Origin of the sequence: Paenibacillus sp. MMS20-IR301, from assembly GCF_032302195.1 — a bacterium.
Taxonomy (GTDB): Bacteria; Bacillota; Bacilli; order Paenibacillales; family Paenibacillaceae; genus Paenibacillus_AQ.
Genome location: NZ_CP135275.1, coordinates 1,237,904 through 1,250,458, shown reverse-complemented (window position 1 = coordinate 1,250,458; position 12,555 = coordinate 1,237,904). Strand labels below are relative to the sequence as shown.

General features: G+C 50.7%; 13 protein-coding genes. All 13 read right to left on the bottom strand.

The window, feature by feature from the left end:
- Positions 1-51: 51 nt before the first annotated feature.
- A complete protein-coding gene (locus tag LOS79_RS05435; RefSeq protein WP_315416881.1) occupies positions 52-1,629 on the bottom strand; it encodes an MFS transporter in 1,578 nt (525 codons plus the stop codon).
- Between the two features lie 63 nt (positions 1,630-1,692).
- Positions 1,693-2,025: an ArsR/SmtB family transcription factor gene (locus tag LOS79_RS05430; RefSeq protein ID WP_315416880.1), complete on the bottom strand. Its 333-nt coding sequence runs from the start codon at positions 2,023-2,025 to the stop codon at positions 1,693-1,695.
- A gap of 48 nt (positions 2,026-2,073) precedes the next feature.
- Complete coding sequence (locus LOS79_RS05425; RefSeq protein ID WP_315416879.1) at positions 2,074-3,087, bottom strand: phosphotransferase enzyme family protein; 1,014 nt, start codon at positions 3,085-3,087, stop codon at positions 2,074-2,076.
- 75 nt (positions 3,088-3,162) lie between these two features.
- Positions 3,163-4,317 carry a copper amine oxidase N-terminal domain-containing protein gene (locus LOS79_RS05420; protein ID WP_315416877.1) on the bottom strand — a complete coding sequence of 385 codons (1,155 nt, stop codon included), beginning with the start codon at positions 4,315-4,317 and terminating at the stop codon, positions 3,163-3,165.
- 107 nt (positions 4,318-4,424) lie between these two features.
- Positions 4,425-5,291 (bottom strand): DUF4085 family protein, encoded by an 867-nt coding sequence (locus tag LOS79_RS05415; RefSeq protein WP_315416875.1) that lies wholly within the window; start codon positions 5,289-5,291, stop codon positions 4,425-4,427.
- Positions 5,292-5,387: 96 nt separating this feature from the next.
- Positions 5,388-6,152, bottom strand: coding sequence for a VOC family protein (locus LOS79_RS05410; RefSeq protein WP_315416874.1), 765 nt, complete (start codon positions 6,150-6,152; stop codon positions 5,388-5,390).
- Positions 6,152-6,961: a pyrroline-5-carboxylate reductase gene (gene proC / locus LOS79_RS05405; protein ID WP_315416872.1), complete on the bottom strand. Its 810-nt coding sequence runs from the start codon at positions 6,959-6,961 to the stop codon at positions 6,152-6,154. The genes LOS79_RS05410 and proC overlap by 1 nt, the downstream gene beginning before the upstream one ends.
- A 24-nt stretch (positions 6,962-6,985) precedes the next feature.
- Entirely contained in the window at positions 6,986-7,819 is an 834-nt protein-coding gene (locus tag LOS79_RS05400; RefSeq protein WP_315416870.1) for a MetQ/NlpA family ABC transporter substrate-binding protein, read from the bottom strand.
- Between the two features lie 12 nt (positions 7,820-7,831).
- Complete coding sequence (locus LOS79_RS05395; RefSeq protein WP_315416868.1) at positions 7,832-8,851, bottom strand: uroporphyrinogen decarboxylase family protein; 1,020 nt, start codon at positions 8,849-8,851, stop codon at positions 7,832-7,834.
- A gap of 29 nt (positions 8,852-8,880) precedes the next feature.
- Positions 8,881-9,540: a methionine ABC transporter permease gene (locus LOS79_RS05390; RefSeq protein WP_315416867.1), complete on the bottom strand. Its 660-nt coding sequence runs from the start codon at positions 9,538-9,540 to the stop codon at positions 8,881-8,883.
- Complete coding sequence (locus LOS79_RS05385) at positions 9,515-10,558, bottom strand: methionine ABC transporter ATP-binding protein (RefSeq protein WP_315416866.1); 1,044 nt, start codon at positions 10,556-10,558, stop codon at positions 9,515-9,517. The genes LOS79_RS05390 and LOS79_RS05385 overlap by 26 nt, the downstream gene beginning before the upstream one ends.
- A 41-nt stretch (positions 10,559-10,599) precedes the next feature.
- Positions 10,600-11,760, bottom strand: coding sequence for an amidohydrolase (locus LOS79_RS05380; protein ID WP_315416864.1), 1,161 nt, complete (start codon positions 11,758-11,760; stop codon positions 10,600-10,602).
- Between the two features lie 20 nt (positions 11,761-11,780).
- Positions 11,781-12,443: a GntR family transcriptional regulator gene (locus LOS79_RS05375; protein WP_315416863.1), complete on the bottom strand. Its 663-nt coding sequence runs from the start codon at positions 12,441-12,443 to the stop codon at positions 11,781-11,783.
- Positions 12,444-12,555 lie beyond the last annotated feature (112 nt).

Genomic DNA, 12,555 nt, shown 5'->3' with positions numbered 1-12,555 from the left:
CTTATCCGTCTCGAATCCTCTTTTCTATCCGTTTCATCCGCTAAATAACAGTTAGCTAAGCTTTGTCCCCTCTCGCTTTTTTTTCGGTTTGCTTGTTGAAATCATCGCAGCACTCGCAACCGCCCCAATAACCAAAAACACAGCAATAAACAAACTTACCTCTTTCATCCCTGCATTGAAGGCACTGTACACAATATTCTTCATGTCCGCAAAGCCTGGCATTGCCTTGAATGCTGCTGCCTGTTTACTCTCGAAAATCTGCGAGCCGGCAAAAGCTCCAGCCTGATGGAATACATCCAGCAGCTGATTTTTGAATTCGGGGCTGATATCCTCCATCGCCTGGATAGGTTTATCCAGTGAACCGTTATAGCCTTCGCTAAGCTGAATGCCCAGCATCACTACACCAAAGGAAATCCCGACCTGGCGGAATACGTTGAGGATGCCGGAGGCCATCCCTACCTGCCTTTTGTCTACAGCGCTCATGGCCGCATTGGAGATTGGCGGATTGACGAGCGCATTGCTGATGCCAAGCAGCACGAACCCGGGCATTAAGTAGCTCCACTCAAACGGGACCCCGATCATCTGCCGGAGTACAAGGATGCCGGTCGCCCCAATCAGCAGCGCCCCGCTGATCAGCCAGCGGTTGCCGATTTTACCGGAGATGATGCCCGCGAGCGGACCGAGTACCAGCGTAAAGCCGCTGATCAGCAGCATTTTCACACCTGTTTCGGTAGCGGAGTAGCCCATAAAATTCTGCATCAGAATGGTCAGGTAGGTGAACCCCCCATACAGCCCGGCCCCCAGCACAAACGCCGCAATGTTGGCCCCATTAAACGACCAACTCCGGAAAATCGACAGCTCGATCATCGGCTGCTTCACTTTCCGTTCTGTTAGAATAAAGGCGATTAAGAAGAGCACCGCTAATCCCAACAGGCTTACAATATGCCAGTCCGTCCACGAATAATCAGCATGCATTTCTTTCTGGATCAGAGCGAAGATTGTAGTGAAAATAAGTGCCGTGCTTAGCACAAATCCGGGAATATCGATTTTACCGTTACGGTTACGGTCACTTTCCTGAAGAAAGATTAGGCCTAACACAATCGCCAGCAGACCAAACGGGATATTCACCAGGAAAATGGAGCGCCAGCCCAAGCTATCCACTAGCGCGCCGCCAATCAGCGGACCGCCGGAAATCGCCAGCCCCACCGCACTGCTCCAGATGCCTAAGGCCAGCCCTCTTTGCCTCTCAGGAAAAGAAGATGTAACCAGCGTCAGCGACAAGGACATCATTGCAGCCCCGCCGATCCCCTGGAATCCCCGGAAGATGTTCAACCACAGGTCGCTGCCCGCTAGTCCGCTCGCCAGGGAACCCAGCACGAAGACTGCTAATCCGAGCAGAAATACTTTTTTGCGTCCGATGATATCTCCTAGTTTCGAGACCGGCAGCAGCATCGCCGCATACACCAGCGTATAAGCATTCAAAACCCACTGCAGACTGGAGAAATCGGAGGCGAAATTCTTCTGAATCTCCGGTAAAGCCACATTCACGATCGTAATATCCAGCATCGCCATGAAGACCGCTAAGCTGACGGTAACCAGCACCCACCATTTTCTAACCGATTGTTCCACAACATTATCCCCTCTCATGTACCCGTGCACACATATGCACATATTGTATAAAATAAAAGCACTCTACTGCAGCAGATTCATGAGTGCTTTCATATTATTCGCTGTCTCGGTAAACGTATCGACAATAAACTCCCGGTTGGCTGTATAATACACTTCCCGGCCTTCCTTCCTGCGCTGGACAATCTTGTACCGGTTCATATAATCCAGATGGCGGGATATCACGGACCGGTTCTGCGGGAAATGCTCGGCAATCTCCCCGATCGTCATCTCTCCGTTGGCAGCCAGGAAGATCAGCAGCTCGCTTCGCACGGAATCGAATATCGCCCTGTAAAATTCAATGTCGATATTGTCTTCGATTAACTTTTTACATTTCGCCGGGTCCTGATTGATTCCCATATCCTCACCGCCTGATTTCATTATATGCATTTGTGTGCACATGTCAACCTACCACACATTAACAATCGGAAGGTTATTCTCCAGCCGGCCTCTGCTATCTCTGATCCAGTCCTTATACCACTCATTATCTGAACTGCTGAAGGTTTCGTCACCGTCGAAGTTCCGGAATGCCCCGATGTACACAATCAGCTCCCGCAGCTTGAGAAAGTGCGGAATCTGCTCCAGCCAATACTTATCTAATATGTTCTCTTTACTGTATCCGCTCATGAAATGCTGCATGAACCGCAAAGCCTGTTCTTCCCGGTCTGCTCTAGCCGTGTCCCCTCCATATACATAAACCAGGTAATAGAGCTGAATAGCAATATCCTCCACGAACCAGCTGTACTGCGCCTCATCGAAGTCAAATAAAGTAATCACACTCTGGTCGTTCACCATGAAATTCCCGAAGCCCATATCACTGTGAATGAGACCGTACGAATCTATATCCTTAGGCAGCTTGCGGAGCGTATCCACAATGCTGTAATAACATTCTCTGACCCGCTGATGCGAGGCCGGCAGAATATCGATGTTCTGGAGGAAATAATTATGATGCCAATGATGCCGCTGCAATGCAGGATTCTGCACCTTATACTGTTTCGAGAGAGCGTGCATTCTGCCGGTGAGCTGACCAAGCTGCTCATAGGTTGCATTATCGTTCAGGCATTCGGGATAGTTGATCCTGCTCCCCGGAGCCTTATTGAAGCTGACCGCAGTAAACGGCATCTCAGGTGTACGGATCACTTCGGTCCAAGCCTGATTTATTGAGCGGATAGGCTCAGAAGCCGAAATCCCGTTGCGCGCCAAATACTTGATCCATTCCAGTTCTGCACTTACCAGCTCGGGTGTCCGGTGCATTCCCGGAGTAATTCTTAAGATATAGCTTTTACCGTATTGCTGGTACTCATATACAAAATTCTGAAAACCGCCGATGTCCGATATTTCATCCCTATGAATTCCGTAGCGGCCTGCTGCTATTTCCAGAATATTATGGGTGTTGAATAGGTCCCTGATGATATTTTCCAAGTTGAAAGCCTCCGTCTCAGTAAACATTGCAAATGAACAGCACTTAACCTCATATGATATTTAGATATACTTCATTTACTCCGTTCCCAGCCGATAAGTAAACGTCTTACTCTCCTTCTTCCCGCTTGTGAATTCGAACTCCAGCTCGGAAGGATCCCCGCCCGTACCGGTGAGTTTAATTCCATCGTACTTGAATCCCGCCATATCCAGAGGATTAATTCCGAACTCCTTGTAGAGCAGGACTGCGCGGTTCGCTCCGGTATCGATTAATGTCAGCATTCCTTCATCTGAGGAACGGGCAAGCACATAATTCTCCCCTATTGCTTCAATCGAATAACTGACATCAGGGGTGCCTGCCAGCTTCGCAATGTTCCAGGTTTGCTTGACGGAGCCATCGGGAGCAATTAACCGGAAAGACTGGCCGTCATTCATTACGGCATTGCCTTCGTATACCTTAAGCTCTTCCAGCGGAGCATACTGCCAGTAATGGACTTTAGCTTGCCGCATAATGACGCCTTTGTTCACAAAAAGACGGATGATATCCAGATTAATTGAAGGTTCGCCGTAGGAGTATTGAATCGTCACCAGATCCGCCTCGTCGGAAATTCTCACATGAGTAACCTGAGCACCGGAAATAAAATAGGGATCAAGCTTCGCTGTAGTGGCTCCCAGTGAGTGAACAACACCCGCCTCATCCCGTTTGTATAGTGTGCCGGTTACGCCGTTCAGGAAATAGGCATCCTTACGGGTCCTGCCTTCACCGGTATATTCGGAATAACTGATGAACGCCTGCCGGCTGGCCGCATCCCATTTCAAAGCGCCTCCAATAGCATCACTAACGAACCGCAGCGGGATATAGAGCTGTTTGTTAATCTGCTGAGGGGCTGCTGCATAAGTAACTTTCTTGCCGTTTACGACTGCGTTTTTGCTGCCAACCTTGATGCTGCCTTTGGTGAACACATTCACTATAGTGATTGTTTGTCTCCCTTTATCGTAAGTAACCTCTCCTCCTCTGACATAGAAGCCGTCCAGCGGAACCATCACGGTGCCATTCACCAAGGAAGGATACCCCACAGAAGAGGTAATCTGCGAGTTGTTCAGATATACCTTGATTGCAGGCAGGCTGATCTTCTGCACTTTAGCTGAAGCAGCTGCCGCTTCCCCCGGAGAGTGCACTGCACCCATAATAAGCATGCCCAGACCCATAGCTTGAATTATCTTCTTCCCCATTCCCATGCCTAGTCCCCCTTCAATTCTCAAAAAATCCCATATGGCAAATCTTAGCACAAACAAGCCCCTGCGGCTATACGCACGGACCTGCTTGCTGATTCATCTATTCAGCTCTCCTCCAGCACAATATCCTTACACCGCACAATCAGCTCCTGCATGCCTCCTGCCCCTGACAACAACACATGCACCTCATACCCGCCGTTAACAACATACAGTTCTTCATACAGCCAACTGCTGCCTGGTACATGCGCATCCTGCCGCAGAATCTCAGCTTTAAGCAGTGTAATCTGATTCAGATGGGTGAATCCCCCGTCTGTATCTAGCCGGATAACCATATCTTCTGAAATATGAATCCCGGTGACTGTACAGTCGTGGAAATGAAATTTGTCCTTAATATGATCAGGAATGGCTTCCGCCTGCTGCGCGGATCTGTATTCACTCATAACCGCACCTGTTTGGCTTTCATTCGCCTTGCTCTCCCGCTTCAGCTGGTGCAGCACTTCCTTCGTGCAATATCCCAGTGTGAACACCCGTATATCGGCAATCTGTTCATATAACTCTCCTGACAGCCGTCGAGCCTGATCTTCACAGCTCCAGCCGTGAATCTCCTTGAACTTGTACTTGCTGCCTGTGACGTCAAAAGGCGGCCGCACATCGTAGTCGGCAATCAGCTTCTCGATATGGAGCTTCTCTTCAGGCGGCATACGATAGATTATGATATCCTCGTCCTTAATCTCCCCGCTGCCGGATAGTGCCCTTGCGGATACCAGCTCTGCCCCGTCATGCTCCAGCATAAACCGGGGATCTACATCGTAGATTTCACGTTCCAGCTTCAAATAAGCTTTTTCTTTTCTTGCATACAGCCTGGTATACAGTGCTTCATCCTTCGCTGCTGCTCCTCTATGTACCCGCATGCCGAAATGAAGTCCCCTCCGCTGGCACAGCTCGTACCACTCTTGTGTAAGATATCTCACGGCTGCTGCTCCCCTCCTCTACTTCCTAATATTAGCTAGAATAGGCCTGCCACCGCAACTGCGGCAGCAAGCCTATTCTCTACTTAGGGCATCCGTCTACTTAAAGACATATTCCCCTTCACCTATAAGAATGGTCTTTCCCTGTAGTGCAGATGAATCTGCCTTGAAAATAACCTGGCTGAACTGGTTCTCTTCGCCTTCTAAGAAGTCAAAGGTCTGCCCGCCCGCCTTAAGGCTGAAGCTGCCGTCTTCTGACGCTGTAACCGGAAGACCGAACAGCCCGCTCCAATGCTTAGCGGCGGCGCCCGGATCTGTAACGCGGAAGACCGCGCTCACCATTTCCACCTGGCCCGCAGGATGGGGCTGGTTGATCCCGGCTGTGTTCAGGCTGTCCAGCCGCGCTTCATCCCGCTGATTCCACTGAATGATGAACGGATAGACCAGTCCCTGGAAGTCACCGTCAATGGTCATCATCCGCCACTCAATTAACCGGCCTTTGTTATCGAGGCGGCGGCCGTCGATGATGGGCGACAACGAGAGGCCTGCAGCTTTCAGATCAGCCTCGACTGCTTCAATATCATCCGTCCGCAGCACCACTCTGCTTAACACTTCATGCTCCGGCAGAACGGCAACGGCATCCCGCACAACCACATTGTCCTTAGTGGCTTGTGCAAGCTCCAGGTTCTCAATGCCAAGGAACTCAAGATAGGTTAGCCCGAAATAACTCAACGCGTTATAGGTGCCCCAAGCCGTATGCGAGCCGCCCCGGAAAGCCAGCAGACCGTGATCAGCAAAGAGCTGCACCGGCTGATCCAGATCATTCACATAGTGCACCAGATGATCCCATTTCAGTGCGGCCATTATTTCTTCACTCCCAGCTCAGTGGTCCGCTTCACGGCGGCCAGCACACTGCGCTGCAGTCCTGCGGCGAAGTCGCTGTTGTTCAGCTCGTACAAGCCGTGCATACCGACACCGCCGGGCGAGTTGTTGATATCCAGCAGCTGTCGTGGATGTAATCCGGTCTGCCGCAGCATCGCTACCGCTCCCAGCATATTCTCCAGGGCTACGTTCCAGGCCTGTTCCCGCGGCAGCCCGGCGAGTACACCGGCATCCGTGAAGGATTCAATGAAATAATAGATATAATTCGGTCCGGCCACGCCGAATCCGGTGAAGATATCAATATACGATTCCTCCAGATACTGCACCTTGCCGAAGCCGAGCAGGAATTCTTCTACCTGGCTACGAGAGGCAACAGCATTCAGGGCAACGCCGCTATATCCGTAACCTGTATCGGTTAATGTATTCGGAATGACCCGGACAATCGGGCGTTCCGCTCCGAAGTAATCTCCCAATTGGGCAATCGTTACCCCTGCCACAATCGATACAATCACCGCAGCAGGCGATGCGGACTTCCGGATAAGCTGTCCAAGTGCTGTCAGATCATCCTGCGGACGAACCGCAATAACGATCAGCTCAGCTTGAGAGAGGGCTTGCTCCTGTGTACTCTCCGTGTCTACGTTATACTTGCTCTTCAACAGCTGAAGACGTCCTTCGTTAATATCCGCCACACTGATCTGTCCGGCAGTCAGTGTACCATTCGCAAGACTGGCCCGGATGATCGCTTCAGCCATCTGTCCGCCGCCAATGAAATGAATCCTTTGATTTGCCACTTGCAGCTCACTTCCTGACTCTGATTAGTTATTTGCCCATGCTTCCGGCAGAATGAATCCGGCATACTTCTCTTGTCCTGTGATGTATTCTTCGAATTCTTTGGATTCATATGCAGCCTTCAAGTCCTTAGCCCACTGGGTATCTGCATCCTTCTTGTTAACCGATACGATGATTCTGTGCTGCATTGGCGTATTCTCAATTTTCAGCGCGTCTGTAATCTTTCGGTCCGGCGCATTGGCAATGTAATTCCCGTTGACTACCCCATAATCTACGTCCTGAAGGGAGACCAGGATCTGTGCAGGGTCCAGCACTTTAATATCAATGTTGTATTTATCTGCTTCCATGCTGTTAATATTGAAGTCGGCAACACCGGCGCCTTCTTTGATTTTAATCCAGCCCAGCTCCTCTAAGATGCGCAGCGCGCGCTCCTGGTTAACAGGGTCATTCGGAACAGCCACGGTAGTACCGTCTTTTACATCGTCAAGCGTGGTATGATTTACCGAATAGAGACCTTGCGGTGCACCTGGAACATAAGCAATACCCGTCATGTCCGCACCGATTTCTTCATTGATTGCTTCCATGTATGCTGTACTCTGGAAAATACTCGCGTCAATCGAGCCTTCCTTCATCGCCGGGTTCACCTGCATATTTTGCGAGAAGGTTTTGATGTCTACTTTATAGCCCTTTTCCTCCAGGATCGGCAGAATGGATTGACGGAATTGCTCCTCATATGTACCTACACCGAATCCGACAGTAATTTCTTTCTTGTCCCCGGAATTTGCCGCTTCCTTATTGTTGCCGCAAGCCGCCAGCACCGCCATCACACTAATCAACATCACTACCAGTAATTTCTTCATAACCTTCATCTCCTATTCTAATACTATGTTTTTAAAATTCGCTAACGCCTCGTCTGTAACATTCAGCGGAATGGCACAGTTCGGCGAAAGGATAAACGGCTGATCCTTCATGAGTGCCAATGCTTCCCTGGCCTGCTGCTCAATTCGCTTAATGTCGTTCCCTGCAAACAATCCGTGATCCACTCCGCCTACCTTCGTAGCTTTGAGATCAGCTTCAAGACCCGGATTTCCTTCGGCAATCGTATCCCAGCTGATTCCGTCAATCCGGTAATCATTGAATTTCCCGGGCTGGGCATAGGCACCGCAGGTATGCAGAACATTTTTGCCATAGCTCGCAGCTTCCAGGACGATAGAATCATACGGTCTCGACAGCTCATCGAACATCGCTTCATCGAATAATCCGGGATGTGCTGTACCTGTCACGGCATAGAACAAACCGTCTGAACCCGCTTGCTTCAGCTCCTGCACAAAATCCGCCAGGGTCAAGGCAATGGCGTGCAGTGCATGATGTGCGGCTGCCCGGTGTTCTTTGAACAAGGATTCCAGCGTCACCGGCTGCTCAATTCCGAATACCGTCTTGGTGACATAAGCAGAACGTCCTACAATGAACAGCAGTACTGTCAGCGGTGAGAAGACCGTCTGAATCAGCGGAGTCTCAGGTAAACCCTGGCGGATCTTCCGTACCGCCTCCAGATGCTCAGCCAGCGAAGCTGTTCCGGATGCCTTTTTCACTTCAAGATCCCAGAGATTCGCCGCAGCGGGAATAGCCGTAGTCAGCTGTCTCGGGAACACTGTCTGATAATCCGCGAAGTCGTACTCATTCCCCCAGGCTTCAGCCAGGTAGGTGGCCCGCGGGTTGATTTTCACCCAGTCCCAGTCGTATTTCTTCGTGAAAGCAATCGTAGTTGCTGCCAGATCTTCTGCATTCTGTTCCTTGTCAATAAAGTGGCGCCATCCGCTGACAATCGGACGATCCGCAAGTTCTCCGGATAATAATGCCTTAAAACGGTCCTGCTTGCTCCATGCACTCATCTGCCGGTCCCCTTCTGTGTATGTAATAGTTAGTAGCGGCGGATTTTCCGCGCCAGTGTGTTGCCTAGAGATTGAATGCCCTGCACCAGAATAATCAGAATAATTACGGTGGCGATCATAACAAACTTGTCAAAACGCTGGTAGCCATAGACGATGGCCAAATCCCCGACGCCGCCTCCACCTACTGTTCCAGCCATGGCCGTTGCCCCGATGAGGCCGATCGTCGCTGTGGTCAGGGAGAGGATTAAAGAGCCGATCGCCTCCGGCAGCAGGAAGTACCATATTACTTGCAGCGGAGTAGCCCCCATTGCTTCAGCAGCTTCCAGAATCCCCGGATTTACTTCCAGCAGAGAATTCTCTACCAACCGTGCGATATAAGGTGCGATGTAGATAATGAGCGGAACAATCGCCGCATTGGTCCCAATTGAGGTGTGAACAATTGCTCTTGTTACCGGAATAATCGCTACCAATAATATGATAAAAGGCAGCGAGCGGATAATATTGATCACCGGATTCAGCCCGGTATAGAGCGCTTTATTCTCCAGTACACCGCCAGGACGGGTAATCACCAGGAGTATGCCCAGCGGAATCCCGAGAAGTGATCCTACAAACAGGGATACACCCACCATTTGAATCGTTTCTATAATGGCTCTAAGAAATTGCTCACTTGTGATCGATGTCGAGAACATAGGATTTCACCTCCTCTACCCGGACTTCATGCTGCTTCAAGTAATCCAGTGCCTGATCCATCTGCAGCTCTTCACCCTGGAGCTGAACGATGATCGTACCCAGTGTCGTTTCCTGAATCTCCGTCGTATTCGCGAACAGGATATTGACCTTGACCCCGCTGGAACGGATGACCTCGTAGAGAATCGGCTCAGATGCACTGTCTCCGGCAAAATTCAGCTTATAGACCCGGCTTCCCTGCTCAGTCTTAAGGGTTTTGCGGACACTTGCGGTCATGCTGTTCTGAATGACGGTCTTCACAAAGTTCTGCGTAGTCGGATGCTTCGGATCACCGAATACATCCAGTACACTTCCCTGCTCGATAATCCTGCCTTCTTCCATGACCGCCACCTTGTTGCAGATTTCCTGAATGACAGACATCTCATGCGTAATGATCATGACGGTAATGTTGTATTCGGCATTAATCCGTTTGAGCAGCTGCAGAATCGACTGTGTCGTCTGCGGATCTAAGGCAGAAGTCGCTTCGTCACAGAGCAGTATCTGGGGATTTGAGGCTAGCGCTCTGGCAATCCCGACCCGCTGCTTCTGTCCGCCGGATAATTCGCTCGGGTAGCTCCCCGCCTTATCGCTCAGTCCTACGAATGCCAGCAGCTCCTCCACCCGTTTGCGGATTTCCGCTTTGCTCTTCTTCAGCAGGACGAGCGGAATCGCTACATTGTCGAACACTTTCTTCGATTCCAGCAGGTTGAAATGCTGAAAGATCATTCCGATGTTCTTCTTGGCAGTCCGCAGCTCCTTGTCACTGTAAGCACCGAGATCATGGCCGTCTACCAGCACCTGCCCCGTCGTCGGCCGTTCCAGATAATTGACCAGACGGATCAGTGTGCTTTTGCCGGCACCGCTGTAGCCGATTACGCCGAAGATATCGCCTTTATCCACCTTGAGGCTAATCCCTTTCAGTGCTTCAATCTTCATCTGTTTGCGGGTGAATGTCTTGTACACGTCCCGTATTTCAATCATGGTCGTTCCCCTCAACTCTGGAGTAAATTTAGGATTCAGGATTATTCCTCAGCCGCCAGTTTGGCTAGAGCTTGTCCGGCAAGTGTGGCAAAATACTTCGCAGCCGGCAGGATTGCCGCCTCATCGACATCAAAGCGCGGATGATGCAGCGCATAATTCGGGCCTGTTCCAATATTGACGAACGCACCCGGGATTTGCTGTAAATAATACGAAAAGTCTTCCCCGCCCATTTGCGGCGGAATATCATGCACGGTATAGCCGGCTTGTGCGGCTACCTCCTTGGTGAAGTCTGTCCATTCTCCGTGATTAATGGTTGCGGGCGGACCCGGATACCAGTGCAGCTGTGCCTCTGCTCCGGCTGCTGCCGCAATCCCCTCAATAATCCGGGTCATCTGGTCCGGAATGCTGCGGCGGATGTCTTCATTGTAAGTACGTACCGTGCCTTCAAGCTCCACCTTCTCCGGCAGCACATTCCAGGTGAAGCCGCCGTTGATTCTCGTGACGCTTAACACTACCGGCTCCTGCGTATTATTTTGCCGGCTGACTACGGTTTGCAGCATCGTGATGATCTGCGCAGCTGTTACTATAGAGTCCACGCCTTTTTCCGGAGTAGCGGCATGTGCACCTACCCCTTTTACCGTAATTTCAAACCGGTCTACGCCTGCCGTTAAGGCTCCCGTTCTAGTACCGAACGCCCCGGTAGGCAGGTCCGGTGAGTTATGTAATCCGAAGATGGCCTCGACATCGTTCAGGCCGCCGGATGCCAGCACATCCTCCGCTCCGTGTCCCGTTTCTTCCGCCGGTTGGAACAATAGCCTAACCTTGCCGTGCAGCTCATGTTCATGCTGCTTCAGCAGGAGTGTGGCCCCTAAGATCACTGCGGTGTGGAAGTCATGACCGCAGGCATGCATCTTCCCGGAAATTGTTGAGGCAAATGGCAGCTCCGTCTGCTCTTCAATCGGGAGTGCATCTATATCACAGCGGACCGCAACGATCGGCCCGTCCCCCTGTCCGACCTCGGCAATAAGTCCGGTCTTAAGCGGGAGATCGAGAATATGAATACTTGCTTCAGTCAGCCATTCCCTCAGCTTCTGCGTCGTTCTGAACTCTTCATTGCTAAGCTCCGGCTCCCGGTGCAGGTTGCGCCGTACTTCGGTCAGGCTTGCTGCCAGGGCCTCTTCTGTCTCATGCTGTAGGTTCATTATTGTGTACGCTCCCTTCCTTACTGTTGCCCAATCCCTTTAATCCGCTCAAGTGCTGTAGACAAGCTGCTTAAGATATGCTCGCGCATTGAGCTTTCCGCACCCTCTTCATCCCGCTCAGCGATCATCTGCAGAATCGCATAGTGCTCTTCATCCGCCTGTGTGTTCCAGTCACCATGCAAGGAGACATAGCGGCAATAACGGAGTGATCGGTCTCTTAATTGATTAAGCACTTTCTCGAAGGTCTTCAGCCCGCTTATTTCCGACAAATAATCATGGAATTCAAACCCGTAGGACACCACATCATGACTGTCACCCAATTGGAAGGAGTGCTTCAGCCGTTCGAGAATCTGAGTTAACCGCTGAATATCCTTGGCTGTAGCATTCCTCGCTGCACTTCTGGCAATGTGGCCTTCCAGCATGCTGCGGATCTGGAAGATTTCTTCGACCTCTTTGATACTCAGCGGAGCTACTCGCAGCCTGCCGTTGGGCTGACGCACAAGAAAATCCTCATTCTCCAGCCGCTGGATAGCCTCTCTTAATGGGGTCCGGCTAACGCCGAGTAATGCCGCCAAATTCTCTTCATTCACCGCCTGGTCCGGCTCCAGCTCACTGTCTATTATTTTTTGCTTGAGTGTGTAGTAGGTATTATCCTTTGACAATCTTCTTGAACGCATTTCCATATGTATGATTGCTCCTCGCCTTTATATTGCGGGTCGCCTGAATAACTGTATAATTGTATACAATTATTATGAAAGATTAGTATTGGAAATCTTTCGCGGTTGATCAAGCTTT

What these genes read in the sequence shown, in the direction of transcription:
- LOS79_RS05400 (WP_315416870.1), bottom strand. Translation starts at nt 7,819, where the DNA reads ATGAAGAAATTACTGGTAGTGATGTTGATTAGTGTGATGGCGGTGCTG.
- LOS79_RS05395 (WP_315416868.1), bottom strand. Translation starts at nt 8,851, where the DNA reads ATGAGTGCATGGAGCAAGCAGGACCGTTTTAAGGCATTATTATCCGGA.
- LOS79_RS05430 (WP_315416880.1), bottom strand. Translation starts at nt 2,025, where the DNA reads ATGGGAATCAATCAGGACCCGGCGAAATGTAAAAAGTTAATCGAAGAC.
- LOS79_RS05410 (WP_315416874.1), bottom strand. Translation starts at nt 6,152, where the DNA reads ATGGCCGCACTGAAATGGGATCATCTGGTGCACTATGTGAATGATCTG.
- LOS79_RS05380 (WP_315416864.1), bottom strand. Translation starts at nt 11,760, where the DNA reads ATGAACCTACAGCATGAGACAGAAGAGGCCCTGGCAGCAAGCCTGACC.
- LOS79_RS05385 (WP_315416866.1), bottom strand. Translation starts at nt 10,558, where the DNA reads ATGATTGAAATACGGGACGTGTACAAGACATTCACCCGCAAACAGATG.
- LOS79_RS05420 (WP_315416877.1), bottom strand. Translation starts at nt 4,317, where the DNA reads ATGGGGAAGAAGATAATTCAAGCTATGGGTCTGGGCATGCTTATTATG.
- LOS79_RS05375 (WP_315416863.1), bottom strand. Translation starts at nt 12,443, where the DNA reads ATGGAAATGCGTTCAAGAAGATTGTCAAAGGATAATACCTACTACACA.
- LOS79_RS05390 (WP_315416867.1), bottom strand. Translation starts at nt 9,540, where the DNA reads ATGTTCTCGACATCGATCACAAGTGAGCAATTTCTTAGAGCCATTATA.